Annotated in this window: 28 protein-coding genes; 8 read left to right on the top strand and 20 right to left on the bottom strand. The window is 55.4% G+C overall.

Features of this window, described 5'->3' with window-relative positions:
- Positions 1-3 precede the first annotated feature (3 nt).
- Genes citF through citG form a run of 3 tightly spaced genes read left to right on the top strand, consistent with a single transcriptional unit; the run spans position 4 to position 2,874 of the window.
- Positions 4-1,530 carry a citrate lyase subunit alpha gene (gene citF, locus AC5JPW_RS22800; protein ID WP_494243348.1) on the top strand — a complete coding sequence of 509 codons (1,527 nt, stop codon included), beginning with the start codon at positions 4-6 and terminating at the stop codon, positions 1,528-1,530.
- Positions 1,527-2,066 carry a citrate lyase holo-[acyl-carrier protein] synthase gene (citX, locus tag AC5JPW_RS22795; protein ID WP_494243347.1) on the top strand — a complete coding sequence of 180 codons (540 nt, stop codon included), beginning with the start codon at positions 1,527-1,529 and terminating at the stop codon, positions 2,064-2,066. Before citF ends, citX begins: the two co-directional genes overlap by 4 nt.
- Positions 2,044-2,874, top strand: coding sequence for a triphosphoribosyl-dephospho-CoA synthase CitG (gene citG, locus AC5JPW_RS22790; RefSeq protein ID WP_494243346.1), 831 nt, complete (start codon positions 2,044-2,046; stop codon positions 2,872-2,874). Before citX ends, citG begins: the two co-directional genes overlap by 23 nt.
- 44 nt (positions 2,875-2,918) lie before the next feature.
- Here citG and AC5JPW_RS22785 read toward each other — a convergent pair whose 3' ends face one another.
- The 5 genes from AC5JPW_RS22785 to mutY all read right to left on the bottom strand — a co-directional run bounded on the left by AC5JPW_RS22785 (position 2,919) and on the right by mutY (position 7,987).
- The gene (locus tag AC5JPW_RS22785) at positions 2,919-3,593 is read right to left on the bottom strand and encodes a class I SAM-dependent methyltransferase (RefSeq protein WP_494243345.1); all 675 of its coding nucleotides are present in this window, start codon (positions 3,591-3,593) and stop codon (positions 2,919-2,921) included.
- A 162-nt stretch (positions 3,594-3,755) separates the two neighbouring features.
- Positions 3,756-5,015 carry a nucleoside permease gene (locus AC5JPW_RS22780; RefSeq protein ID WP_494243344.1) on the bottom strand — a complete coding sequence of 420 codons (1,260 nt, stop codon included), beginning with the start codon at positions 5,013-5,015 and terminating at the stop codon, positions 3,756-3,758.
- 439 nt (positions 5,016-5,454) lie between these two features.
- A complete protein-coding gene (gene mltC, locus AC5JPW_RS22775) occupies positions 5,455-6,537 on the bottom strand; it encodes a membrane-bound lytic murein transglycosylase MltC (RefSeq protein ID WP_494243927.1) in 1,083 nt (360 codons plus the stop codon).
- 88 nt (positions 6,538-6,625) lie between these two features.
- Positions 6,626-6,901 carry an oxidative damage protection protein gene (locus tag AC5JPW_RS22770; protein ID WP_494243343.1) on the bottom strand — a complete coding sequence of 92 codons (276 nt, stop codon included), beginning with the start codon at positions 6,899-6,901 and terminating at the stop codon, positions 6,626-6,628.
- A 27-nt stretch (positions 6,902-6,928) separates the two neighbouring features.
- Positions 6,929-7,987 (bottom strand): A/G-specific adenine glycosylase, encoded by a 1,059-nt coding sequence (mutY, locus tag AC5JPW_RS22765; RefSeq protein ID WP_494243342.1) that lies wholly within the window; start codon positions 7,985-7,987, stop codon positions 6,929-6,931.
- Between the two features lie 144 nt (positions 7,988-8,131).
- On the opposite strand from mutY, the gene trmB reads away from it, so the two are divergent.
- The 3 genes from trmB to AC5JPW_RS22750 are packed head-to-tail and all read left to right on the top strand — an operon-like array spanning position 8,132 to position 9,949.
- Positions 8,132-8,851, top strand: coding sequence for a tRNA (guanosine(46)-N7)-methyltransferase TrmB (gene trmB / locus AC5JPW_RS22760; protein ID WP_494243341.1), 720 nt, complete (start codon positions 8,132-8,134; stop codon positions 8,849-8,851).
- The gene (locus tag AC5JPW_RS22755) at positions 8,851-9,177 is read left to right on the top strand and encodes a YggL family protein (protein ID WP_494243340.1); all 327 of its coding nucleotides are present in this window, start codon (positions 8,851-8,853) and stop codon (positions 9,175-9,177) included. Before trmB ends, AC5JPW_RS22755 begins: the two co-directional genes overlap by 1 nt.
- A gap of 52 nt (positions 9,178-9,229) precedes the next feature.
- The gene (locus AC5JPW_RS22750; RefSeq protein WP_494243339.1) at positions 9,230-9,949 is read left to right on the top strand and encodes a YggN family protein; all 720 of its coding nucleotides are present in this window, start codon (positions 9,230-9,232) and stop codon (positions 9,947-9,949) included.
- A gap of 229 nt (positions 9,950-10,178) precedes the next feature.
- On the opposite strand, the gene hemW is transcribed toward AC5JPW_RS22750, so the two are convergent.
- The 5 genes from hemW to AC5JPW_RS22725 are packed head-to-tail and all read right to left on the bottom strand — an operon-like array spanning position 10,179 to position 13,489.
- Positions 10,179-11,321, bottom strand: a complete 1,143-nt coding sequence (gene hemW / locus AC5JPW_RS22745) for a radical SAM family heme chaperone HemW (RefSeq protein WP_494243338.1) — start codon at positions 11,319-11,321, stop codon at positions 10,179-10,181.
- Positions 11,314-11,907: an XTP/dITP diphosphatase gene (locus AC5JPW_RS22740; RefSeq protein ID WP_494243337.1), complete on the bottom strand. Its 594-nt coding sequence runs from the start codon at positions 11,905-11,907 to the stop codon at positions 11,314-11,316. The genes hemW and AC5JPW_RS22740 overlap by 8 nt, the downstream gene beginning before the upstream one ends.
- Before the next feature lie 2 nt (positions 11,908-11,909).
- Positions 11,910-12,206, bottom strand: coding sequence for a DUF167 family protein YggU (gene yggU / locus AC5JPW_RS22735; RefSeq protein WP_494243336.1), 297 nt, complete (start codon positions 12,204-12,206; stop codon positions 11,910-11,912).
- On the bottom strand, positions 12,203-12,766 hold the full coding sequence (locus AC5JPW_RS22730) for a YggT family protein (RefSeq protein ID WP_494243335.1): 564 nt from the start codon (positions 12,764-12,766) through the stop codon (positions 12,203-12,205). The genes yggU and AC5JPW_RS22730 overlap by 4 nt, the downstream gene beginning before the upstream one ends.
- A gap of 18 nt (positions 12,767-12,784) precedes the next feature.
- Positions 12,785-13,489, bottom strand: coding sequence for a YggS family pyridoxal phosphate-dependent enzyme (locus AC5JPW_RS22725; RefSeq protein ID WP_494243334.1), 705 nt, complete (start codon positions 13,487-13,489; stop codon positions 12,785-12,787).
- A 17-nt stretch (positions 13,490-13,506) separates the two neighbouring features.
- Between AC5JPW_RS22725 and AC5JPW_RS22720 the strand changes: the two genes are divergently transcribed.
- Positions 13,507-14,487, top strand: coding sequence for a type IV pilus twitching motility protein PilT (locus tag AC5JPW_RS22720; RefSeq protein WP_494243333.1), 981 nt, complete (start codon positions 13,507-13,509; stop codon positions 14,485-14,487).
- Here AC5JPW_RS22720 and AC5JPW_RS22715 read toward each other — a convergent pair.
- The gene (locus AC5JPW_RS22715) at positions 14,484-16,742 is read right to left on the bottom strand and encodes an FAD-dependent oxidoreductase (protein WP_494243332.1); all 2,259 of its coding nucleotides are present in this window, start codon (positions 16,740-16,742) and stop codon (positions 14,484-14,486) included. The genes AC5JPW_RS22720 and AC5JPW_RS22715 overlap by 4 nt on opposite strands.
- 64 nt (positions 16,743-16,806) lie before the next feature.
- Here AC5JPW_RS22715 and AC5JPW_RS22710 point away from each other — a divergent pair, with 64 nt between their 5' ends.
- Entirely contained in the window at positions 16,807-17,499 is a 693-nt protein-coding gene (locus AC5JPW_RS22710; protein WP_494243331.1) for an IclR family transcriptional regulator domain-containing protein, read from the top strand.
- 137 nt (positions 17,500-17,636) lie between these two features.
- On the opposite strand, the gene ruvX is transcribed toward AC5JPW_RS22710, so the two are convergent.
- From ruvX to AC5JPW_RS22665, 9 genes are all read right to left on the bottom strand, one after another.
- Positions 17,637-18,053 (bottom strand): Holliday junction resolvase RuvX, encoded by a 417-nt coding sequence (gene ruvX, locus AC5JPW_RS22705; protein WP_494243330.1) that lies wholly within the window; start codon positions 18,051-18,053, stop codon positions 17,637-17,639.
- The gene (locus tag AC5JPW_RS22700; RefSeq protein WP_494243329.1) at positions 18,053-18,616 is read right to left on the bottom strand and encodes a YqgE/AlgH family protein; all 564 of its coding nucleotides are present in this window, start codon (positions 18,614-18,616) and stop codon (positions 18,053-18,055) included. The genes ruvX and AC5JPW_RS22700 overlap by 1 nt, the downstream gene beginning before the upstream one ends.
- 122 nt (positions 18,617-18,738) lie before the next feature.
- Positions 18,739-19,686, bottom strand: a complete 948-nt coding sequence (gene gshB / locus AC5JPW_RS22695; protein ID WP_494243328.1) for a glutathione synthase — start codon at positions 19,684-19,686, stop codon at positions 18,739-18,741.
- Between the two features lie 13 nt (positions 19,687-19,699).
- Entirely contained in the window at positions 19,700-20,431 is a 732-nt protein-coding gene (gene rsmE, locus AC5JPW_RS22690) for a 16S rRNA (uracil(1498)-N(3))-methyltransferase (protein ID WP_494243327.1), read from the bottom strand.
- A gap of 51 nt (positions 20,432-20,482) precedes the next feature.
- Entirely contained in the window at positions 20,483-21,181 is a 699-nt protein-coding gene (endA, locus tag AC5JPW_RS22685) for a deoxyribonuclease I (RefSeq protein ID WP_494243326.1), read from the bottom strand.
- Between the two features lie 95 nt (positions 21,182-21,276).
- Positions 21,277-21,777, bottom strand: coding sequence for a SprT family zinc-dependent metalloprotease (locus AC5JPW_RS22680; RefSeq protein ID WP_494243325.1), 501 nt, complete (start codon positions 21,775-21,777; stop codon positions 21,277-21,279).
- 73 nt (positions 21,778-21,850) lie between these two features.
- Positions 21,851-22,672 carry an alpha/beta fold hydrolase gene (locus AC5JPW_RS22675; RefSeq protein ID WP_494243324.1) on the bottom strand — a complete coding sequence of 274 codons (822 nt, stop codon included), beginning with the start codon at positions 22,670-22,672 and terminating at the stop codon, positions 21,851-21,853.
- 46 nt (positions 22,673-22,718) lie between these two features.
- Positions 22,719-24,359, bottom strand: coding sequence for an MFS transporter (locus AC5JPW_RS22670; protein ID WP_494243323.1), 1,641 nt, complete (start codon positions 24,357-24,359; stop codon positions 22,719-22,721).
- Positions 24,343-24,768: a DoxX family protein gene (locus AC5JPW_RS22665; RefSeq protein ID WP_494243322.1), complete on the bottom strand. Its 426-nt coding sequence runs from the start codon at positions 24,766-24,768 to the stop codon at positions 24,343-24,345. The genes AC5JPW_RS22670 and AC5JPW_RS22665 overlap by 17 nt, the downstream gene beginning before the upstream one ends.
- Between the last annotated feature and the right edge of the window lie 3 nt (positions 24,769-24,771).

Here is a 24,771-nt window from a genome sequence, read left to right as displayed (position 1 = left end):
ACAATGAATCAGACAGAGCTTCTCCACGTTAACTTTCCGCATCTGCGCGACTTAAAACCCTTTGATACGGCCCACAGCGCAACGCCCTGGCTTACAGATGTTGAGAGCAAACATAACCGTAAATTGTGTGCCACCCTCGAAGATGCCATTGCCCGCAGCGGCCTGAAAGACGGCATGACCATTTCGTTCCATCACGCATTTCGTGAAGGCGACCGAGTGATCAATAACGTCGTGGCCATTCTGGCGCGCCTGGGCTTTAAAGATCTGACGCTGGCTTCCAGTTCGCTGATGACCTGTAACGACAGCCTGATTGAACATATCCAGAATGGCGTGATCACTCGTATCTACACCTCCGGGATGCGCGGCAAACTGGCCGATGCCATCTCCCACGGCCTGATGAAAGAGCCGGTGCAGATCCACTCCCACGGTGGCCGCGTGAAGCTGCTGCAGGACGGCGAGCTGAACATTGATGTCGCGTTTCTCGGCGTACCGTGCAGCGATGAATTTGGTAATGCCAACGGCACTCAGGGTAAATCCTCCTGCGGCTCGCTGGGCTACGCGATGGTCGATGCCCAGTTTGCTAACAAAGTGGTGCTGCTGACCGAAGAACTGGTGCCGTTCCCGAATATGCCAGCCAGCCTGGTGCAGGATCAGGTGGACTACATCGTGCAGGTGGAGAGCGTGGGTGACCCGGCGAAAATCAGCGTCGGCGCGGCCCGTGTGACCAGTAACCCGCGTGAGCTGATGATTGCCCGCTATGCGGCAGACGTTATCGAACACTCCGGCTACTTCAAAAACGGTTTCTCCATGCAGACCGGATCCGGCGCGGCGGCGACGGCCTGTACGCGCTTTATGGAAGAGAAGATGGAACGTAGCGGTGTGAAGGCGAGTTTCGCGCTCGGCGGTATCACCGGTGGGCTGGTCTCTCTGCATGAAAAAGGGCTTGTGGCGAAGCTGCTCGATACCCAGTGCTTCGACAGCGAAGCGGCTGCCTCACTGGCGCGTAACCCGAATCACGTGGAAATCTCTACCAACGTCTATGCCAACCCGGGCAGCAAAGCCGCCTGTTGTGACCAGCTGGATGTGGTTATCCTCAGTGCGCTGGAAATCGACGTCGACTTTAACGTTAACGTCATTACCGGTTCTGATGGCGTGATGCGCGGTGCCTCAGGCGGTCACTGCGACGTTGCAGCAGCAGCCAACTTGACCATCGTCGTCGCACCTTTACTGCGTACCCGAATTCCAACGGTAGTGAAGCGTGTAACCACATTGCTGACGCCGGGCGAAAGCATTGATGTGCTGGTCACCGACCACGGCATCGCGGTGAACCCGGCACGCCCGGAAATCCACGAGCGTCTGGTGGAAGCGGGCCTGAAGGTGGTAGATATCGAAGCGCTCTATGAGCGTGCTATTTCCCTGACCGGCGCACCCAAACCGATTGAATTCACCGACCGTATCGTCGGGGTTATTCGCTACCGTGATGGCAGCGTGATTGACGTTGTCCATCAGGTGAAGGAGAACAATGCATGACAGTACTGACGCCCGAAAGAGCGGGCGTCAGCCTTGAAGCGCTGCTGGCCTCGAAAGAGGCCCGTGCAGCGCGACAGGCTGACTGGCTCACTCATTATCAACACCCGGTTATCTCACTGACGCTGGTCACCCCCGGGGCGCACAAAGACAGCATTCGCTATCGCAACACCATGGGCGTCGCACTGCAAGCTTGCGACCAATTACTGTGGCAAAACCACTGGCCGGTGTTGGATCGCCAGGTGCTATGGTTGCCGACTGGCCCGGAAGCGCTGTGGTGCGTTGACCATACGGCGGTAGAAATTAAAGCCCAGTGCGTGGAAATGGAACAGTCTCACCCGCTTGGCAGGCTCTGGGACTTTGATGTCCTGTGCCCGAAAAATGGCCAGATTGGCCGCCAGTCGCTGGATCTCACGACCCGTCGTTGTCTGGTGTGCGATGAACCCGGGCACGGCTGCGCCCGCTCGCGCCGTCACCCCCTCGACGAGGTGGTGGGACGCGTGGAGAAGATGATCGATGTCTGGTTCGCTCGCGACTAAGCTCGCCCGCTTTGATGTCGCTGCGCTGGCGGCAATGGCGTTACGTCTTGAACTCAATCTCACCCCTAAGCCGGGGCTGGTGGATCTGGCGAACAACGGTTCGCACAGCGATATGGATCATGCGTTGTTTTTACGCAGTATCGCTGCCATCACGCCCTGGTTCCGCGTTTTTGAAAAAGCCGGATTTGAACACGCCCTGAAACCTGCCTGCGAGCAACTGCGGCTTTTGCGTCCTGCGGGCATGGCCTGCGAACAGGCGATGTTTGAAGCTACGGGTGGCGTGAACACCCATAAAGGCGGCATCTTTTCTCTCGGGCTTATCTGTTTTGCTGCGGGTAGGCTGCGGGGACAAAACCGTCTGGTCTGCGCCGAATCCGTCTGCCAGCAGGTCAGTGAAATCTGCAAAGGGCTGGTGGCGCGAGAACTGGCTTCACGCACCCATGCGGTGACGGCAGGTGAAATTCAGTATCAGCAATATGGCCTGACGGGTGCGCGCGGGGAGGTTGAACACGGCTTCCCGACCGTTCGGCAGCATGTCTTACCCTTGTGGTTTAAAGAGTCCGGCGAGCGGCGTTTTCACCACGCCCTGTTGCGCCTGATGGCGGCGAATCTCGACAGTAACCTGGTCTCACGCGGTGGCATTGACGGACTGTACTTTGTGCAGCGCTATGCGGCCTCATTGCTCAAAAATGGCTGGGATACTGAACGGTTGCAGGAGATGGATAAGGCCTTGATGAGCCGAAATTTAAGCCCCGGCGGCAGTGCTGATTTGCTGGCAGTGTCTTATGTGCTGGCGACGCTGGGATAGGGCGTGAAATCACCAGGGGCTCTGATGGCCCCTGGGTTGAGCGATTAACGCTTTTGCAGCAGGTAGCTGTTTTCAAACCCTGGCAAACTGCCAATAACATCAAAGGCTTTGAAATAGCCCCCGGCACGCAGCAAATCGACCGCCGGTCCCACCTCAGGTGAATACTGCCAGTCGCGGTAATCATCAAACACGATAAAGCCACCCGAGACAATGGTCGGTGAATAGAGAAGGAAGTCGGTCAGAACATGTCGACCTTCATGGCCGCCGTCAATGTGCAGCAGCACGGTTTGCGGCTTGAAGGCCAGCACACGCTCAATGCTCAGTTCTGAGTACCCGCGCACCAGGTTCACATGCGGGAACAGACGTTCATGATAAAAACGTAATTCATTTTCCTGATTCGGTAATTCCATCGGATCGATGCTAATCATCCGGCGCTTATTCTGGCAAATCTCATTCATGAACAAGGTGGATTTGCCTTTCCATACCCCGATTTCAATGATGTCACCCGCCACGTTGTTGTGTTCGAGCAACCAACACAGATAGCCCAGGCACTTTACATGATCGTGGAAAGAGAGTTCACGGCGTGGCATTGCGAGCTCCGGAGGTAACTCGGTCTGTGCTTGCTTAAGCGCTGCGCCAACCTTATCCCAGGTTGTATCAATGATGGTTTTAATCTCAGGCGCTTCAAAGAAAACCCGTAAGTCGGAGATTTCTAGCATCGTTATACCTTATCTGTGTAATCGCAGTGTGTGAATGTCGGTAGGGTATGAATGTAACACTCTATGTCGGTAACAAGAGGGCAAATATGCCGGTTTTTTCAGCGTAATTAAGGGGATTGAGGCAGAAAAACGCCCTCTTCATGGCGAAGAGGGCGGGAGAGATTAGTGCGCTGCAGTCTGCTGTGAGCCTGCTGTCTGCGGCACATGTTTGTATTTAAACATTGCCATGAAGGCGAAGAGCAGAACTACGGAGTAGCCTGCGAAGATCAGCCACACGGTTTTCCAGTCAGTTGCACCCGCAACGGTGTACATTTCAACCACTTTACCGCTCGCCATACCGCCGAGGATACAGCCGAAGCCGTTGGTCATCATCAGCAACATACCCTGCGCACTGGCGCGGATAGCCGGGTTCACTTCTTTCTCTACGAAGACGGAACCGGAGATGTTGAAGAAGTCGAACGCACAACCGTAAACGATCATGGAGAGCACCAGCAGTACGGTGCCGAACGGGGTTGGGTCGCCGTAAGCGAACAGACCGAAGCGCAGCATCCAGGCAACGATACTCATCAGCATCACGTTCTTAATGCCATAACGGCCCAGGAAGAACGGAATCGCCAGGATAAAGACGGTTTCAGAAATCTGCGAAATAGACATCAGTACGGAGGCATGGCTCACGATGAAGCTATTTGCGAACAGCGGATTCGAGTCAAAGCTGTGCAGGAAGGTGTTACCAAACATATTGGTAATCTGCAGTTCTGCGCCCAGCAGCATGGAGAAGATAAAGAAGATCGCCATACGTTTGTTTTTGAACAGTGCGAAGGCGTTCAGGCCCAGCATTTCCACCCAGGTCTGGTTCTTCTGACTTTTGGTGACCGGCATGTGCGGCAGAGTCAGGGAGAACAGGCTCAGCGCCAGGGAGAGTGCAGCACCGATGTAGAGCTGCATATGGCTCAGTTCGAAGCCAGAGAAGCTGACTGCCCACATCGCCAGGATAAAGCCGATGGTGCCCCAGATACGAATCGGCGGGAAGTCCGCAACGATGTCGTAGCCAGCGTTTTGCAGGCGGGCATAAGAGATGGTGTTAACCAGACCCAGCGTTGGCATGTAAGCCAGTGAGTTGAGCAGGATAATGGCAAACATTGCACCAGGCGTGGTCACCGTCGCGGCAATACACAGCGTGATGGCACCAATCAGGTGGCAAAGTGCGTAAACCCATTTCGCGCTCAGCCATTTATCCGCCACGATACCGAGCAGAGCAGGCATGAAGACGGAAGCAATACCCAGGGAGCTATAGACCGCGCCAATCTCCGCACCCTGGAATTTCAGGGTGACGAACATATAAGAGCCAAGCGTAGTCAGCCAGCTACCCCACAGGCAGAACTGCAGGAAGATAATCACTTTAAGCTGCAGCTTAAGATTCATGTTAGTTTCCTCACCAAAGGAGTCTGATATACCCGTCATACTTCAAGCTGCATGTGCGTTGGCTTTACTCGGCCTTTGGCCTCGCCCCTTCGGGGCCAGCGCAAGCGCTGTTCAAACTGGCTACGCCAGTTTGTCCTCGCTCACCTCAGTCACTTACCAGAGTAAGCTCCTAAGGATTCGCTGCGTTGCCGCCTTCCTGCAACTCGAATTATTTAGGGTATAGATGTTGGAATTAAGACAATTACTGTTGTTATGTGAGGCGATTCTATCATCGAAGCGGACGCGAGATTGTTACATCCGACATATAAATGCAAACTTGATATGGTTGCAGTCAAAGATAGTGACATTCGTCACATTTTGAATGGGTGGAAACTGCGTCTCAAAAGCAACGCTTATCCCCTTTCACCGTCATGATGAAAGGGGGAGAGGATTATCTTACTCAATTACGACGGTAACTTTTCTGCGCGGTATTCACTTTATAGAGATAACGGCGTGATTCGGCTGACGGATGGCGGCTGGTCAATGTTGAATAGACATCACCCGGTGACAGCGTATTAATGATGTTTGCGGCCTGTACCTTATCGGCAGAGAAGACACGCAGCACGCTTCCCGCACCACCGTTATAGGCGGTAATGACCGCATAGCGACGGGAGGTCGGGTTTGAAATACCGGAGAGGTAGACATTGTTAAGCATCGCCAGGTAGGCGGTGCCGGTATCTATGTTGCTTTCTGGATCGAACAGGAAGCTACGGCTCGGCGTGCCCGATTTACCCTGCGCACGGAAGACATCGCGCCCGGCGCTGTGCTGCACAACCTGCATCAGACCCAGCGCGTCCGAACGGCTTACCGCATACGGGTTAAATGAGGACTCGGTTTGCATAATCGCCAGAATCAGCGCTTCATCCACGCCGTAGCGACGTGATGCCTGGCGCACCATGCCCACGTATTTGTGCGCACGTTTATCGAGGTGGTTCGGCACCAGATTAATGGTGACGCTATAGATAATCTTCAGCCCGCTGGCACGGCTTTTCAGTCGATTTTGCAGCAGGTAGTCAGCAAAGTTTGTGGCGCGTCCTTCCCAGCGAATGGCCTGTCCGGTGTTATCAACAACCTGACCATAAAGGAACGGCTCTTTGGAAATCTGAATGTCGTCGACGTCAGAGTAGAGGTCGATAGAGCCTGGATCATCACCCATCAGCAGCGTTTTAATGATTGCCCGGCGAAGATGGCTGGCAGGATCGGTCCCGGCAATAGTCTCGATGGTGATGGTTCCTTCATCGAAGTTGATGTGACTGCGGGTCTGGTACTGGTCGGTATACTTAACGTAGTCTTTTGGCCCTGCAATCAGGACTTCGTTAAATCCCCATAAGTTTTCGATGTTGTGGGCAAATTGCCCCATAAGAATGTCAAAACCGTTAGTGTCTTTCACCCAGGCTTCGTTGTACGTATCACCTTTTTTATCGGAGCTGGAACACGAGATCAGTAACGGCGCAATAATCGCAAGCGCTAAAAATTTTTTCATCATTCCGGGGATACTGTTAGTTGCACAAAAGGGCCATCCGACCCAGGCGTCAGGCCACATTCTGGCGGTCAGCCATGTGGCCAGGCCCTTATTTTTTATCTTCCGGCGTGTAGCCTTCGATATGCACATCTTTCCCTTCAAACAGGAAGCTGACCATCTCCTGTTCCAGCAGTTTGCGATGTTCAACATTCATCATGTTCAGTTTCTTTTCGTTGATCAGCATCGTCTGCTTTTTCTGCCACTGTCCCCATGCTTCTTTGGATATTTCGTTGAAAATGCGCTTACCGAGGTCCCCCGGATAGAGCTGGAAATCCTGGCCATCGGCTTCGCGTTGCAGGAAGGTACAAAAAATGGTTCTACTCATAAACAGTCCTCTTTATAACGTGTGGCATCAGACAGCCACGCCGACGCGTAATTGTTGCAGCAGGCGTTCAACCGGGGCCGCCAGACCCACGGATTGCGGCTGCGCTAAGTTATACCAAAGACCGCTGCCTTCATCCATGCATGAACCGAACGAGGACACGGTAAGCCACATAGGCACAATATCCAGATGGAAATGGCTGAACGTGTGGCGAAACGCGACAAGTTGGCTGAGAGTATCGGCCTTAATCTGACGTTGCGCCAGCCAGTCTCGTAAACCGGTTTCATCTTCAAACTGCGGGAAGCAATAAAGGCCACCCCAAAGTCCGACCGGCGGACGCTGCTGCACGAAGACCTGGTCACCATGCTGCATCAGCAGGAAATATGCGGTGCGCTCCGGCAGCGTTTGCTTCGGTTTTTTGCCCGGATACTGCGTCCAGGAATGGTTGGCGTAGGCAACACAGCTGGTCTGTAGCGGGCAAAGCTGGCACTTGGGTTTGGAACGGGTGCAGACAATCGCCCCGAGATCCATCATCGCCTGGTTAAAACGCTCGACACCTTTAGCGGGCGTGACGTCCTCGGCAATGCGCCATAAACGTTTCTCGACATCTTTTTTACCCGGCCAGCCGTCAACGGCATAGCAGCGTGCCAGCACGCGTTTCACGTTACCATCGAGAATAGGGAAATGTTTGCCCAGCGACAGCGACAAAACCGCCCCGGCGGTTGAACGTCCGACGCCAGGCAGGGCTTCGACATCCTCAAAGGTCTGGGGAAACTCGCCGCCGTGCTTTTCCGCCACCTGCTTTGCCGCCTTGTGCAGGTTGCGTGCGCGGGCGTAGTAACCCAACCCGGTCCACAGATGCAGGACTTCATCCAGCGGGGCATTGGCGAGATCGGTGACGGTCGGGAAACGCGCCATAAAGCGCTCAAAATAGGGAATAACGGTTGCGACCTGGGTCTGTTGCAACATCACTTCAGACAGCCATACTTTGTAAGGCGTCTTATCAATTTGCCAGGGCAGGGTTTTGCGCCCGTATTTGTCGTACCAGTCCAGAACCTGGGCTGAAAATTGAGACGCTTGCATGGTCACCAACATCGCTTGAATAAGGTGGCAGATTGCAGCACAGCGTTACGAATGTGTAAACCGGAACTTTCCTGTGCTTGCAGCTTGCATACTGGAATTAACTTTGGATAATGCCCGTTTCCTGAACACTCTCACAAGCAGACTTTTTTTATGAATAACGACGTCATTTCACCGGATTTTGATGAGAACGGCCGCCCGCTGCGCCGTATCCGTAGCTTTGTCCGCCGCCAGGGCCGCCTGACCAAAGGTCAACAGCATGCGCTGGATAACTACTGGCCGGTGATGGGCGTTGAATTTTCTGAACAACCGCTGGATCTTGCTGCCCTGTTTGGCAATACCGGCCCGGTCACGCTGGAGATTGGTTTCGGGATGGGGGCGTCGCTGGTTGAGATGGCGAAAATCCGCCCTCATCAGAACTTCCTGGGCATCGAAGTGCATTCTCCAGGTGTGGGTGCCTGCCTCTCATCTGCGTATGACGAAGGTGTCGAAAACCTGCGCGTGATGTGCCACGACGCGGTGGAAGTGCTGCATAAAATGATTCCTGACAATTCATTGAATATGGTGCAGCTGTTTTTCCCTGACCCGTGGCATAAAGCACGTCATAATAAACGCCGTATCGTTCAGGTACCTTTTGCTGAGCTGGTGAAAAGTAAGCTGAAGTTGGGTGGTGTGTTTCATATGGCAACCGACTGGGAAGCCTATGCTGAGCATATGCTGGAAGTAATGTCCTCTATTGATGGCTATCAAAACCAGTCTGCCACGCAGGATTACGTACCGCGCCCGGATTCGCGCCCGGTAACCAAATTTGAACAACGTGGTCATCGCCTTGGCCACGGCGTATGGGACTTAATGTTCGAGAGGGTAAAATAATGGCAAAGAACCGCAGCCAACGTCTTCGTAAGAAGATGCACATCGATGAATTCCAGGAAATTGGTTTTTCCGTTAACTGGCGTTTCCCTGAAGGCACCAGCGAAGAAGAGATCGACAAAGTTGTTGATGCCTTCATTCTTGAAGCTGTGGAATCGCAGAAACTGACCTTTGGTGGCAGCGGTTATCTGGCATGGGAAGGCCTGGTCTGTAAGCAAGAAGTGGGCAAGTGCACCCCAGAGCAACAGGCCATTGTGCGTAAGTGGCTTGAGGACCACAAACTCGAAGAGGTTAGCGTCAGCGAACTTTTCGATATTTGGTGGGACTAAGTTTGAACAGGGTCGGCAATTGCCGGCCCGTTTTGTCTCTACAGGAGTAGAAATGATGCGTAAGACGCTACTGGCCGCAGTGCTCACGATGACGGCATTCGCCGCAAATGCAGAATACAAATGTAGCGTTAATCCCCGTGATGACGTGGTTTTGAGCCCACAGACCGTGCAGGTGAAAGGCGAAAACGGTAACCTGGTGATGACGCCGGACGGCAACGTGACGTTCAACGGCAAGCAGTATTCGCTCAGTGCCGCGCAGCGCGAGCAGGCGAAGGATTACCAGTCAGAATTGCGTACTGCGCTGCCATGGATTGATGACGGCGCACGTTCACGGGTCGAGAAGGGCCGTATTGCGCTCGATAAAATCATCGTCAAAGAAGTGGGCGAGAGCAGCAGCATGCGTGGTCGCCTGACCAAGCTCGACGCGCAGCTTAAAGATCAGATGAACAAGATTATCGAGCACCGCAGCGAGGGTCTGACGTTCCACTATAAAGCCATTGATGAAGTGCAGGCAAACGGCCAGGAGCTGGTAAACCAGGCGATGGGCGGTATTTTGCAGGACAGCATCAATGAGATGGGCGCCAAAGCGGTGCTGAAAGGCGGCGGTAACCCGCTGCAGAGCGTGCTCGGCAACCTCGGCGGTTTGCAGACCGCTATCCAGAATGAGTGGAAAAACCAGGAAGCAGATTTCCAGCAGTTCGGCAAAGATGTGTGCAGCCGGGTTGTGTCGCTGGAAGAGAGCCGTAAGGCGCTGGTGAGTGGGCTGAAGTAATCCCCCTGCGCGCTGGGCCCCTACCCCAGCCCTCTCCCCAAAGGAGAGGGAGTAAGAGTCCCCTCTCCCGGTGGGAGAGGGTTAGGGTGAGGGCATCCGGCGTTGCAATCTTTGCAAAATCACCATCAAGACTTCCTCCTCATTGGCCCTAAATTCATTATTCCATCCCCACACTCTGCCAGCTAAATTCTTACCAGGCAGAACGTGAGGCAAAATCCGGAAGCAGGCTTCAGGATTCTTCGGCGAGGAACAACTCCAGCAGGGAGTTTAAAAACAGCTTCCCGTGCTCGGTGATTTGCCAGTATTCGTCGCACTCAGTGAGATAACCTTGTGCCAGAGCGGCATCAAGTTGCGGGCGAATTACGCTTTCATCCAGACCCGTAAACAGGGTGAATTCCGCACGCGGTGCGGCTTCCAGTAAACGGAAGCGGTTCATAAAGAACTCGAAGGGTTTATCTGCGGTTTCCACGTCGTGCTGACGTTCCAGGTAGCGCCCCTGCATGTAACCACGCGGATGACGCGTCTTCGCCGTACGTAAAATGCGTCCGTCCGGGAAAGTGACTTTGCCGTGCGCGCCGCAACCTATGCCCAGGTAATCCCCAAAGCGCCAGTAGTTGAGGTTGTGCTGGCACTGATAGCCCGGTTTTGCGTAGGCTGAGGTCTCGTACTGCTGATAGCCTGCGGCGGTGAGCAACTGGTGGCCTCGCTCGAAAATATCCCACAAGGCATCATCATCCGGTAATACCGGCGGGCGCGAACCAAACAGCGTGTTAGGTTCAATGGTCAACTGATACCACGAGAGGTGTGGTGGGTTCAGTTCGATGGCCTGACGCAAATCGTCCAGCGCCTCTTCCAGCGACTGGTCCGGCAGACCGTGCATCAGATCGAGGTTAAAACTGCGTAGCCCTAATCCTGTTGCCAGGTGGGCGGCACGCTTCGCTTCATCCGGGCCGTGGATACGCCCCAATTTCTGCAGTTTTTGTTCACTAAAGCTCTGTACCCCAATGGAGATGCGGTTGACCCCGGCACGCTGGTAATCGACAAAGCGATCCGCTTCAACGGTTCCGGGGTTGGCTTCCATCGTAATTTCTGCGTCCGCAGCTAGATTGAGACGTGCACGCACGCCGTCCAGCAGCGTCTGCATAGCCGGGCCAGAAAGCAGGCTCGGCGTACCACCACCAATAAAGATGGTCTTTACTTCACGCCCCTGCGCGTAAGGTACATCGACATCAAGATCGGCAAGCAAATGCTGTACGTAGTCATCGTGCGGCACCTCGCCTTTAAGCGCGTGGGAATTGAAATCGCAGTACGGGCATTTCTGCACGCACCACGGAATGTGAATATAAAGACTCAGAGGTGGCAAATTAGCCATTACGTAATGCTTCCAGTAACAGTTTCAACGCCTGCCCACGGTGGGAGATGGCGCTCTTTTCTTCGCGGGTCAGTTCGGCGGCAGTTTTACCTTCCGTCGGGACGAAGAAAATAGGATCGTAACCAAACCCGCCCTGACCGGCAGGCGAATGAGTAATCACGCCAGGCCAGGTGCCGTGGCAAACCAGCGGCGTCGGGTCTTCGGCATGGCGCATATAGACCAGCACACAGTGGAACTGGGCCTGACGTTTGTCGTCCGGCACATCCTGCAATGTGACCAGCAGTTTTTGCAGATTGGCCTCGTCGGTGGCATCTACGCCAGAGTAGCGTGCAGAGTAGATCCCCGGTGCCCCACCCAGCGCATCAACGGCCAGACCAGAGTCGTCGGCAATTGCGGGCAGACCGGTCACCTGGGCGGCATGGCGCGCTTTCAGGATGGCGTTTTCGATAAACGTCAGCCCGGTCTCTTCTGCAGACTCAACGCCCAGTTCGGTTTGCGCCACAATATCCAGACCGAAATCACTCAGCAGCGAGGCAAGCTCGCGCACTTTACCGGGATTACCGGTGGCGAGAACAACTTTTTGCATAATTAATCCTGGTTAATCATGGCCGTAATGGCCGAAGGAATTTGTTGCGGATGGGTAATTTTGACCTGTTTATGGCGGCCCAGTTCGCCTTTTTCAATCAGCACCTGGTTTTTAGCCACCCGAAACTGCTTAGCAAGATATTTTACCAGGTGAGCATTAGCCTGCCCATCAACCGGCGGGGCGGTGATGGCGACTTTTAACTCGTCGCCATGCAGCCCGACAATACTGTCCCGGCTGGCCTTCGGCTGAATATACAGCCGCAGCACCAGCCCGTCGTCACAAGAGGTGACTGCACTCACGCCCAGTTCCAGATGTAAGCCAACGGCACGATTGTGTTGGCCAGAAACTCCATCACGCCCATGTTGATGACATACATCAGCAGCACCAGGATCATCGGCGAGAAATCAATGCCACCCATCGAAGGCAGCAGGCGACGAATCGGACGCAGCAGCGGTTCGGTCAGTTGCAGCAGCACGTACTCTACCGGGCTACGACCCTGGCTTACCCAGCTCATTATTGCCATCGCCAGCAGTACCCAAAAGATCAGCGAACCAACGGTTTTCAGGATGATCAGCACCGCTGCCAGCGCGATAAACACGCCGTCCATGGTGACGTACGGGTTTAAGAAGACTTTAATGGCACAAAGCACCAGGGCAATCAGCAAGGAGGCGCTATCAATCGGCCCCATTGACGGAAGGACACGGCGCAGCGGGCCAACAAGCGGTTGGGTAATCTTCACAATAAACTGCGAAAACGGGTTGTAGAAATCACAGCGCGCCCACTGCATCCAGATACGCAGCAGCAGTACCATGGTGTAAGCCTGGATGAGCAGTGAAAGGAGAGTGGACAACGTATTCATGGCGTTCCTCAGTGTTCCTTAGTTTTTTGTGTAATCGCGCGCGCCAAAAATGGCGGTTCCGATGCGCACCATGGTGCTACCAGCCGCAATTGCGGCTTCCATATCGTCAGACATCCCCAAAGACAGGGTATCCACGCTCGGGTAACGTACCTTAAGCGCGTCAAATGCAACAGCCATTTGGCGAGCCACGGCAAACTGACGTTCGTAATCTGCTTCCGGGGCGGGAATCGCCATCAGCCCGCGTAACTGCACACCTGGTAATTCGACGACCTGCGCTACCAGTGCATCAAGTTCGCCAAGGGCAATACCAGATTTGCTCTGCTCGTCGCTAATGTTGACCTGAATCAGCACGTTCAGCGGTGGCAGTGAGGCCGGGCGCTGTTCGCTTAAGCGGCTGGCGATTTTGAGGCGATCCACGGTATGACACCAGTCAAAATGTTCAGCCACCAGGCGGCTCTTGTTGGATTGCAACGGACCGATAAAGTGCCATTGAATGCCTTCAATACCCTGTTGCTGGAAATGAAGAATTTTATCGACGCCTTCCTGCACGTAATTTTCGCCAAACGCCCGATGGCCTGCCTCGAACGCTTCTGCGACGGCGCTCGCAGGTTTGGTTTTGCTGACCGCAAGCAATGTAATTTCTTCTGGAGCACGGCCGCAAGCTATTGCTGCGGCTGAGATTTTTGCCCGGACCTGTGCCAGGTTATGCGCTATATCGTTCATATTCCCAGGATGGCTTTATGGATATGGAAAAAATAGTGGAGCTTAGTGTAAAGCATAACGTCTCGGATCTACACCTGTGCGATCGCCGCCCGCCGCGTTGGCGCAGACAGGGGAGGCTGGAGGTCGCCCCCTTCGATACGCCGGATATCAACGCATTACTGGGCACGCGCTTGACTGAGACTCAACAGCGCCAGTTGCTCAGTGACGGCCAGGCCGATTTCGCGCTCACTACGTTGAGTCAGCAGAGATTGCGTGCCAGCGCCTTCCGCCATGAGTTGGGGATTTCGCTGGCGCTGCGTTTGCTGCCGACGCGTTGCCCTCAGCTTGCGGATCTTGATGCACCCGCCATGCTGACTGAACTGTTGGGGCGAGAGAACGGACTCATTCTGGTGACGGGGGCGACAGGCAGTGGCAAATCGACAACGCTCTCAGCGATGGTTAACCACCTTAATCATCATCTCGACGGACATATTCTGACCCTCGAAGACCCCGTCGAGTTTATCCATACCAGCGAGCGCTGTTTGATTCAGCAGCGGGAAATAGGCCCGCACTGCATCTCCTTTGCTGCGGGGCTGCGGGCAGCGCTGCGAGAAGATCCGGACATCATTTTGCTGGGTGAATTGCGCGACAGCGAAACCATTCGCCTGGCGCTGACGGCGGCAGAAACGGGGCATCTGGTGCTGGCGACGCTGCACACTCGTGGCGCGCATCAGGCCATTGAACGATTAGTGGATACGTTTCCCGCTCAGGAAAAAGACCCCGTTCGCAGCCAGCTTGCCGGTAGCTTACAGGGTGTGCTGGCGCAGCGGCTTGAAGCAGACAAGCAGGGGGGGCGTGTGGCACTGTTCGAGTTGCTGGTTAACACCCCGGCGGTGGCAAATCTCATCCGTGAAGGGAAAACACATCAATTGCCCGGTATGCTGCAAACCGGGCAGCAGTCGGGGATGCAGACCTTTGCCCAGAGCCTGCAACATCGGCAGGCCCAGGGATGGCTTTAGTGAATGTTCAGTGAATAGACTGCGGGCAGCGCACCGGCGGTGGCGAGGATCTCAAGGCGGACTTCGCGCACGGCGACAGACGAGGGCAGACGATGCTCGCAGACGGAGTGATGATTACTGGTCACTTCCGCCAGCAGTGCATCGTCGGCCCACAGGCGATAGTGAGTAATGCAGTGCGGTGTGACAGGCAGAAAATGGCCCATCTGTACGGTTTCCATCGCATTGTCGAAATCATTGTCCTGTACCAGCGTCAGTGCGGTGAGGGTTTTAGGTTCAGACCACTGCCAGCGCATAGTGGGGTGTGCATCATCAACCGCAGGCACCCAGGCGTTGGTTTGCTGTTCCGGGCGCAGGCGGCCATTGAGAACGTTCTCCGGGCGATAAACGGTCATTGGCTGGCTAAAACTGAGCGCCGGCATCACCTGATGCGGGCGGCGACGTGGCAGCCAGAAGTCGAACTCATCGACGCCGTAATCGCCATCCACCACCTGGCGGGTATGGCGTGCGACGCGGGCATTCAGGCTGTTGAAAACGGTCATGATGCCTGGCAGGTGGCTATCGGTCAGTGCTATCTCAACGTTTGCATTCGCATCAAAGGCCAGGAACACGTACTGATCGCGGTCGCTGAGCCAGGCGAATTTAAATCCGTAATCCTGTTCGCCGTCGACTTCGACCGTGCCACTGTCGTACTGGTAATCAGGTGTGAAGTTACCGCTACGCGCACTGCCCAACAGGGAAAGCGTAAGCGATTCACGGGAGGATGAACGCAGTCGCACGCTGATTTCACCCAGAGACTCACCCGTTTTGACTGGCAATAAGACCGCCATGCGCTCACCCAGGGAATGCCATTCACCATTGGGCTGTAGCGAAGTGAGGGCATACTCGCTGCTCGCGCTGACGGTCGCCCCTTGCGCAGGGTCATCCAGCCATTGACGGGGAATATAACAGCCGCTGGCCTGCAACTGTTGTTGCAGTAGTTTGACCCGATCGCGCTGAGCCAGTTGTGCTGGCGCGAGCTGATGGTTTTTACAGAGGGCAGCGGCACGACCAACCACCTCCCCAAGCAGGCCGCAGGTACACATCACCCTGGCGCTACCGAAGGCGACGTGTGACGCGGAAATCAGTCGACCGGTCAGGAAGAGGTTATCCAGCGAGTGGCTGTAAAGACTGCGCAGGGGAATCGTGTAAGTGCCTTTACTGTGAAACTGGCGGCAGCCATCGTGGGTGCTGTAAACGCCGTCAGCCGGGTGCAGGTCAATCGACCAGCCGCCATAGGCAACGGCATCGTAGTGGTCACGCTGCTCAATAATATCCTGCTGGCAGAGCAGATGGTCACCGACAAAGCGTCGGCTTTCGCGTTTGCCTGGAATGACCCCGACCCACTCGATGGTCATGTTGGCGGCTTCCGGAAATTCGCCCGAGTTTTTAATGTAATCCCACACGCCCCAGACAATTTTCCACAGCTCCCACTTAATCTCTTCGCTCTCGTGCACCGTGTCCAGGCGTCCGCCCCATTCCAGCCACCAGAGGTCGCACCCATTGAGGGTGGAGGTCAGGCGCTTGTAGCGAGGGATGGCGGTAATGTCCTGCAAAGCAAAAGAGGGCGGCACAAAATTGACCGGGCCAGCGGTTTGTTTGGTGTAGAAGTAAATAGAGTGTCCGAGTTTGTGGCCAAAGTTATCGCCAGGGGCCATTTTTTCCCCCAGCTCTTCGACCTCTTCAGCCCCTTCACGGTACTCCGCACCGGCCAGAAATCCGAGCACTCCATCACCCGTCGCATCACAAAACTGGTCGGCGGTGACAGTATAAAACGTCTCATTGATGGCGTTAAAGGCGCTCACCTGGGTGATAGTATTCTGCGTTTTTTCCAGTGCATAGATCGTGGTGTTGAGCAGCAGCATCAGGCCCGGCTGGCTTTTGGCGAGATCGAGCAGGACCAGGTCGAACATCACCGGGTTGCCCTCTTTGTTACGCCACAGATTCTCTTCGAGGATTTCACCCATAATGCCGCCTTCACGCGCCCAGCGGTTATTGTTACCCATGTGCGACGTGGCGCCGTTGGCCCACAGGCGCACTTCGCTTGAGGCATTACCGCCAAGAATCGGCCTGTCCTGGACAAGTACCACCTGCAGTCCGTCACGCGCAGCGGCAAGTGCTGCACAAAGACCTGCCAGACCGCCTCCGGCGACCAGCAGATCGGCATATAATTGTGAGGAGGGGAAGGTTCTTGTCCCGGTTTGCGGATAGATGTTCATGCCTTGTATCCTTCTTTACTGACGGTAGAATCGATGAATAACGTCACCTGCGAGATAAGCCTGTATGTCCTCACAACCGAACCAAAGCCTGATTGATGGTATTCGCTGCCTGCAATATCTGGTCTCCAGCGGCCGTGCTATTGGCTGTCGCGAGCTGGCGCGACTGATGGGCATCAACACCACGCGGGTAAACCGCCTGTTGATGACCATGGCCTCCATTGGGCTGACCATGCAGGATGAGCAGCGTCGCTACCTGCCGGGGCCTGGGATTCATGCGCTGGCGGCCCAGGCTATACGCGGTTCTGCACTCTTTTCTCAGGCCTTGCCTCTACTGGAAAGCTACGCCCCCAAAGACATTGTGGTGGCGATGGGGGTGCTCTGGGAGGATCAGGTCATCTACATCTATCACTCTGAACCCGGCACTCAGGTCACCCAGGCGCTGGCGGGATTTCATATGCTGCCCGCATGGCAGTCGGTTATCGGTATGGCGCTGCTCGCCGCCGAAACCGACGAAGAGCTGCAAAAACGTTTTGTGGCAGAGCAGTGGCAGCAACTTGCTCCCCATGTTGCGCAGCAGCGTGCTGAAGGTCGTGTGGTCTGGCATCACGATGACGGTGAAGTCTCGATGGCAAAACCGCTCGGTGCTCACTCTGCTGCGCTGGCGTTTGCCGGAATGTGGCAGGTCGATGAAACGGTTGTCGACGAACGTTTAAGCGAACTTCACACCCTGGCGCGGCGGTTGACACAGAAATCGTAAATCCCTCTACTGTTTCTTTTATAGAAACATCACCGAAAACGCAAAAAGGTTGCCTTAAAAGTGTGAGGGCGATCGAGGGATGGGCGTTGTCGGTTTTCGAAAAGAAGCAGGGCTAAGTGTTGACTCAGCCCTGTCAGTCAGAGGTGTTGCTCGAAGTAGCTTTCGAGAATAATCACGGCAGAGGCAGAGTCGATGCTGCCTTTGTTGAGGGCGCGAAAACCGCCATGTTCAAATAGTCCGGCACGGGCTTCAACGGTGCTAAGACGCTCATCGTGCAGCGTCACCGTCACGCCAAAACGACCGTGAATGCGATTGGCAAACTTGCGCGCACGGGCGGTGAGCGGTTGTTCAGTCCCGTCCATATTCAGCGGCAGACCGACAATCACGGCTTCTGGTTGCCACTCTTTTAACAGCTTGTCGATCAGGTTCCAGTCCGGCGTGCCGTCCTGCGCTTTCAGTGCGCTGAGCGGACGCGCGGTGCCTGTGATGCGCTGCCCGATAGCAACGCCAATGCTTTTGGTCCCGAAATCAAAGGCCAGTAAGGTTCCACTCATCAGGCATGTCCCGCCACACCAGGCATGGTCAGAATATCGATGCCGATAAGCTTCGCCGCTTCACGCCAGCGATCGGCAATCGGCGTTTTAAACAGAATGTTTAAATCCGCCGGGGCCGTCAGCCAGGCGTTATCGAGAATTTCCTGCTCAAGCTGGCCCTTTTCCCATGACGAGTAGCCGAGGGCGACGAGAACGTCTTTCGGCTGCCTGGCCGTACCCAGGGTCTCCAGCACATCACGCGAGGTGGTGATGATGGTGTTATCGGAGACGCGAATACTTGAGGAAAAGTTGTTTGGCGGAGTGTGCAGAATAAATCCGCGATCTTCCGCCAGCGGCCCACCCAGTAAGACGGGTTTATCCAGACGGATGTCAGGATCACGCTCTTCAGGATGGATTTTCAGTTTTTCCAGAACGCCTTCAACTTTCAGGTTTTCCAGAGGTTTGTTGATGATGAGCCCCATTGCTCCATCGTCGTTGTATTCGCAGACGTAAACCACGGAACGGCGAAACAGCGGATCCTGGAGAGCAGGCATGGCAATAAGAAAGTGATGCTGTAAATTCATTGTCAGAGGTTCTGTTTCCTGGTTCAAAAAAGCAGCAGCCTAGTATGAGGGGAAAGCTGCACGCTGTCACTAGCCAGACTTTGGAGGTAAAAGCGGGTTCCCTCCCGCCACCCGTGTAGGAATTATTTCGCCAGACGTGCTTCGATAGCGTCCATCAGCATACCGGTGATGGAGACCGGGAACTCGGCTTCGATTTCACGAATACAGGTCGGGCTGGTGACGTTAATTTCCGTCAGACGGTCACCGATGATATCCAGGCCGACAAAAATCAGCCCTTTGGCTTTCAGCGTCGGCGCGACACGGCGAGCAATCGCCCAGTCGCTTTCGGTCAATGGACGCGGTTCGCCACGACCACCGGCTGCCAGGTTACCACGGGTTTCGCCGCCCTGCGGAATACGCGCCAGGCAGTAAGGCACCGGCTCGCCATCCACCACTAACACGCGTTTGTCGCCGTCTTTGATAGCGGGCAGATAGTTCTGTGCCATGCAGTAGCGGTTGCCCAAATCAGTCAGGGTTTCGGTGATCACACCAAGGTTAGGATCGCTCTCTTTCACGCGGAAGATAGACGCGCCACCCATGCCGTCGAGCGGTTTAAGGATGATATCCTTGTGTTTCTGCCAGAACGCTTTGATCTGCGCTTTGTTGCGCGTCACCAGCGTTTCCGGGGTCAGTTCCGGGAACCAGGCGGTGAACAGTTTTTCGTTACAATCGCGCAGGCTCTGCGGTTTGTTCACGATCAACGTGCCTTTCTCTTCAGCGCGCTCAAGGATGTAAGTCGCGTAGATAAATTCGGTATCGAACGGAGGATCTTTGCGCATCAGCACGGCGTCCAGCGAGGCGAGTTCAATGTCCTGCTCGCTGCCAAACTCGTACCATTTATCGTAGTTCTGCTCAACGCTAAGCACACGAGTGCGCGCACGGGCTTCACCGTTGATCAGGTAAAGATCCGCCATTTCCATGTAGTGCAGTTCATAGCCGCGACGCTGCGCTTCGAGCAGCATGGCAAAGCTGGAGTCTTTTTTGATATTAATCTGCGCGATGGGGTCCATCACGATGCCGAGCTTAATCATTATGCTTCTCCGTTTAACCTAAATCGCCAAAACGTACCTGCAAGGCGGTGATGGCGGTCAGGGCCGTTGTCTCAGTGCGCAATACGCGGGGTCCCAACAGAATATCAGTAAACTGGTAACGTGCGGTCATGGCAATTTCATCGGCAGTCAGGCCGCCTTCCGGGCCAATCAGCAACCGAACACGCTCAACCGGTAACGGCAACGTGTTAATACTCTGGCTGGCGCGAGGGTGAAGATTGAGCTTCAGGCCGTTCTCTTCTTCTGCACACCAGTCTTCAAGATCCATTGCCGGGCGAATTTCAGGTACCCGGTTGCGACCACACTGTTCACAGGCGGCGATGGCAATTTTCTGCCACTGCCCGAGCTTCTTATTCAGACGCTCGGCATCCAGTTTAACGCCACAGCGCTCGGAAAAAAGTGGCGTAATGAGGCTTACACCCAGTTCGATCGATTTCTGGATAGTGAATTCCATTTTTTCACCCCTGGACATCACCTGGCCCAGGTGAATATGCAGCGGCGATTCATGATCATCCACCTCTCCGTGGGTAATCTTGACGATTACGCTCTTTTTATCGGCGCGGGTGATCTGTGCGTCAAACACCTGGTTTGAGCCATCAAACAGCTGGATTGCCTGACCCTGACCCATGCGCAGCACGCGGCCTACGTGGTTCGCGGCATCTTCAGCAAGGGCGATTTCGCTCCCGATCTGGATAAGTTCCGGGTGATGGATGCGGGGAATGCGCATAGTTCAGATTTCCGTATGAAGTGTAATGGGAGCAATTGCCGCTAGTGTAGGTTAGCTCTTTCGCGCCATGCAAGCGCGCTGCACGTACGGGTTATGGTTGCCCTGAACTTTGGCGATACGCGATTCACGGGTACATTCCCAGTCGGTCACCGGGTAGAGTTTATCCCAGGCGGTGAAGAGCTGAGTCTGCTGGCGAGAGAGGGTGAGCTGATACTGGTCGCGCATGTAGAAGTAGGTGCGGGCAATCGAGCCGCGAGCGCTGGCCGGGGGTTCTGCCAGTTTGGCCTTGAAGTCGACCTTCATCTCGCAACGACCATACTGACCTTCACCGCCGTTCCACTGACCGTACATGAAGTTGCCGCGATCGGCATTCACTTCACCCACTGCCGGTTGCAGGTTGTGCATATCGCTCTCAATTTTGCGATAGACAGGGTCTTTGGCGCAGTTTTTACGTCCACCCTCCTGCCAGCACTGGCGCTGATGGCCAAACTGCCAGGCAGGCATCACATGCTCCCACTCAATACGGCTGGCGCGGTTTTCGTTTTTGCGTACCTTGTAGCCGCAGGCTTCGAGGTCAACGACCCCTTTTTTACCCTGCCACTGGATTTTACAGCCGCAATAAAAGTCGCCCGGTACGTCGGCATTGACCTTCACGCCTGCGGCTTTGGCCTGAGAAAAGCTATTGATACCTTCAGCCGAGGCCGGAACAGTCACGAGGACCAACAGTAATGAGAAGATGATGCGTAACATGGTGCACTCCCTGTCAATTGAAGTGCGCAACGTAGCGGATGCCGTTCAGGGATGCAATCAGTTGGTGCACAAAACGTTCTTAATGATTCATGTAATTAGCGCTCTGGTACCAGGGTTTCGCCGCAGTGTACGCAGCGATAAGTGGTCTCACCGCGCAGCACGCGATTGTGCCGCCGCACGGTCAACTGATGCTGCTGACATTTGCACTTATAGGGGAAGGTGTTACGCCGAACTGACTCCAGCTCGAACTGGTGGGTACGCCGGGCGGGAACGCCAAGCACGCTCTCCATCATCCATTTCCACTCTTTGCCGTGTGGCGGAACGCGGCCAAAATGCTTCCATACCAGCAGATGCGCCAGTTCATGAGGGACGACTTCGTCGATAAACGCCTGTTCGTTTTCCGCGAGCAACACCGGATTCAGGCGGATTTCCCAGGTATTGAGCCAGGCCGTGCCTGCCGCTGTACCGCGCTGCTGATAGAGCAGTTTTGGCTCCGGATAGTTCTTTTCCAGTTTGCTGTTCGCGAGGGCAAGTTTGTCCCGCAGGCTACGCATAATGGCCTGCTGAGTGGCGATGGGGAGACGGGAGGTTTTCATACTGGCAGAGGATAGGGGGCGGCGCGAGGGAGTGCAAGAGAAAGCCTCACCGCAACGGGTGAGGCTATTTACCTTACAGCGACTGCAGGAAGGCCAGCAGATCGTTGTTAAGTTGATCCTGATGGGTCACGGCAAACCCGTGCGGCGCATTGTCATACACTTTCAGCTTCGCGCCACTGATCATCTCTGCGGCGACTTTGCCGGTTGATTCAAACGGCACGATCTGATCGTTGCTGCCATGAATCACCAGCGTCGGTACGTCAACTTTAGCCATGTCAGGGCGGAAATCGGTCTCGCCGAATGCGGTGACGCAATCAATCGTGCCTTTAAGGGACGCCAACAGCGCGATGTTCAGCGTCTGGGTCAGTACACCCTGAGAGACGGTCTGCCCGGCATTAATCCCATAGAACGGCGTGGCGAAATCGCTGATGAACTGTGCGCGGTCTTTACGCAAGCCGTCGCGGATACCGTCGAAGACGCTCTTATCGACACCCTGCGGGTAGTCGGCGGTTTTACCGAAGATTGGCGTTACGGCACCCAGCAGCACCAGCGCTTTCACGCGAGATGTGCCGTAGCGGCCGATATAACGCGACACATCACCGCCGCCCATGGAGAAGCCCACCAGCGTCACGTCCTGAAGATCAAGCGTGGTGATGAGGTCGTTAATGTCGGAAGCAAAGGTGTCGTAGTTATAGCCGTCCCATGGCTGCTCAGAGCGGCCAAAACCGCGGCGGTCAAACGCAATCACACGGTAGCCGCGCTCGGCCAGGAAGTTCAGTTGACTATCCCACATGTCGCCATCCAGCGGCCAGCCGTGGCTGAACAATACCGGTTTGCCAATGCCCCAGTCTTTGTAATAAATCTGCGTACCGTCCTGCGTTTTGATAGTGCTCATAGCTGAATCCTCACTGTCGCTTTGCTTGGGTTATTAGAGAGAGTGTTTACATTATGGGCGTTATCAGATAACGCGCCTGGGGAAGATGACTGCCCCGATGGAAAGCCTGTACTTTGCTCTGGATAAGCAGGTCGTTGACCGTGTGTCGCTCAAGCTGGCGCAGATGCTCAATCCAGGTGCCGACCACGAACGATTCCACGAATACGCCCGGGCGCTGCATATCTTCATACACCGACCAGCTCAAGGCGCCGCCACGAATGCGCACGCGGCGGATTTCCTGCACGCAGATAACAAACTCGGCCACGTCTTGCGGGTCAATCACATAGTCGTACATCACCATGACAGGCCCGCGTTCGTGGGAAACGTCGAGTGATTTCGCGTGACTGTCGATGTCGCGAATGTCCAGATTCAGGTCAGGATCTTTGTTCAGTTTCCAGCGCAGGGCGGTCAGGCTCGCCAGCAGCATGCCCAGTGTCGCCAGGCACAGCGAGGTGGGGATACCAAAGTGCGAGGCCAGTTGCCCCCAGATGGTGCTGCCCAGCGTCATCGAACCAAAAAAGACGGTCAGATAGACGGCCAGTGCGCGCGCTTTCACCCATTTTGCCGCACTGCGTTGCGCCCCCACGTTGAGCGTGGAGAGCACGGCAATCCAGGCAAAACCGGTCAGAAACTCGAAGGCATTGAGCAGCCAGAAGTGACGCACAAAAGCCAGCGCCAGCATGCTGACGGCAAAGAGCGCGCTGTTAAGCACCATCAATTTGTCAGGGTCGAAATGTTTGCGCAGTCGCGGCAGCACAATGGCTCCGCAAATTGCCCCGACCCCGATACAGGCCAGCATGATCCCGTAACCGCCAGGGCCAAGACCCAGCTCGCGGCGCGCGACCAGGGGCAGCAACGCCCAGCCTGCGCTGGCGAAGGTGAAGAACGCTACGGTGCGGACCAGCACGTTTCTCAGCACCGGTGCGGCATGCACATAGCGCAACCCGGCACGCACGGCAGAGAAGAAATGCTCAGGCGGCAGGCGCTGAATCGACGGCTCTGCTTTCCAGCGCCACAGTACCCATGCCACGCCTAATACCGAGAGCGAGTTCAGGGCGAACACCACCCAGGGACCGGCAAAGGAGAGCACCAACCCACCCAGCGCCGGGCCGATGGCGCGGCTGATATTGATGCCCAGTGAGTTAAGCGCAATGGCCGGGGCCAGCTCATGTTTCTCCACCAGATCCGGCACGATGGCCTGAAACGGTGGAGAACTCATGGCGGCACCGGTACTTAACAGGAATGCAGCAATCAACAGCACCGTGGGTGTGACTAACCCGGCAAACGAGAGCAGAGTTAACCCGGCCGCAGCAATAAACACCCACAGCTGCGAAAACAGCAGGTACTTGCGACGGTCGACAATGTCCGCCATCACCCCGGAAGGAAGGGCGAAGAGGAACATCGGCAGGCTGCTTGCCGCCTGAACCAGCGCAACGGCGAGCGGGTCAGCACTCAGCGTCAGCATGGTCCAGTTGACCCCCACATCGTTCATCCATGAACCGATGTTGGAGACCACGGTCGCAATCCACAGCATACGAAACACTGGCTGGCGTAGCGGCTGCCAGGAGGAGGTGCTCGCGGGGACTGTGCTCACATTTTCTGGCGCAGCCTGCGAGGATGCTGTATGGCTATCATTGACTTGTGCCATGTCTGAACCCCTGTTCCCCAGGCACGCTGACGCGCCATTTACCCGCGCCGGTCAGTGCCAGCGTGGTAAAGATGATGAGCAACAACCAGCCAAATTGCCCTTCAGCGATACTCCACTGCGGGTGTACCACCAGCATCGCCACCAGCAGCACGCCGATAATCGGCAGGCAGGCCAGACGCGTGCCAATACCCAAAATGATAAATATCGGACACACCACTTCGGCGAAAATGGCCGGCAGCAGGCTCATCCACGGGCCTAAGCCAAACGGATCTTCGATTCGGGTCAGTTCTTCGCTGAAGTTCAGCACCTTTGGCAGACCGTGCACATAGAGCAGCAGCAGGCCGCCGGTGAGGCGCAGGAAGAACAGCCCCGCATCAATACGGGGCAGCAGAGATTTTGAATTTTTCATAAG

It is taken from the genome of Phytobacter sp., assembly GCF_059074235.1.
Note: the sequence above shows the minus strand (reverse complement) of the source record. Positions and strands in the feature narration are given on the sequence as shown.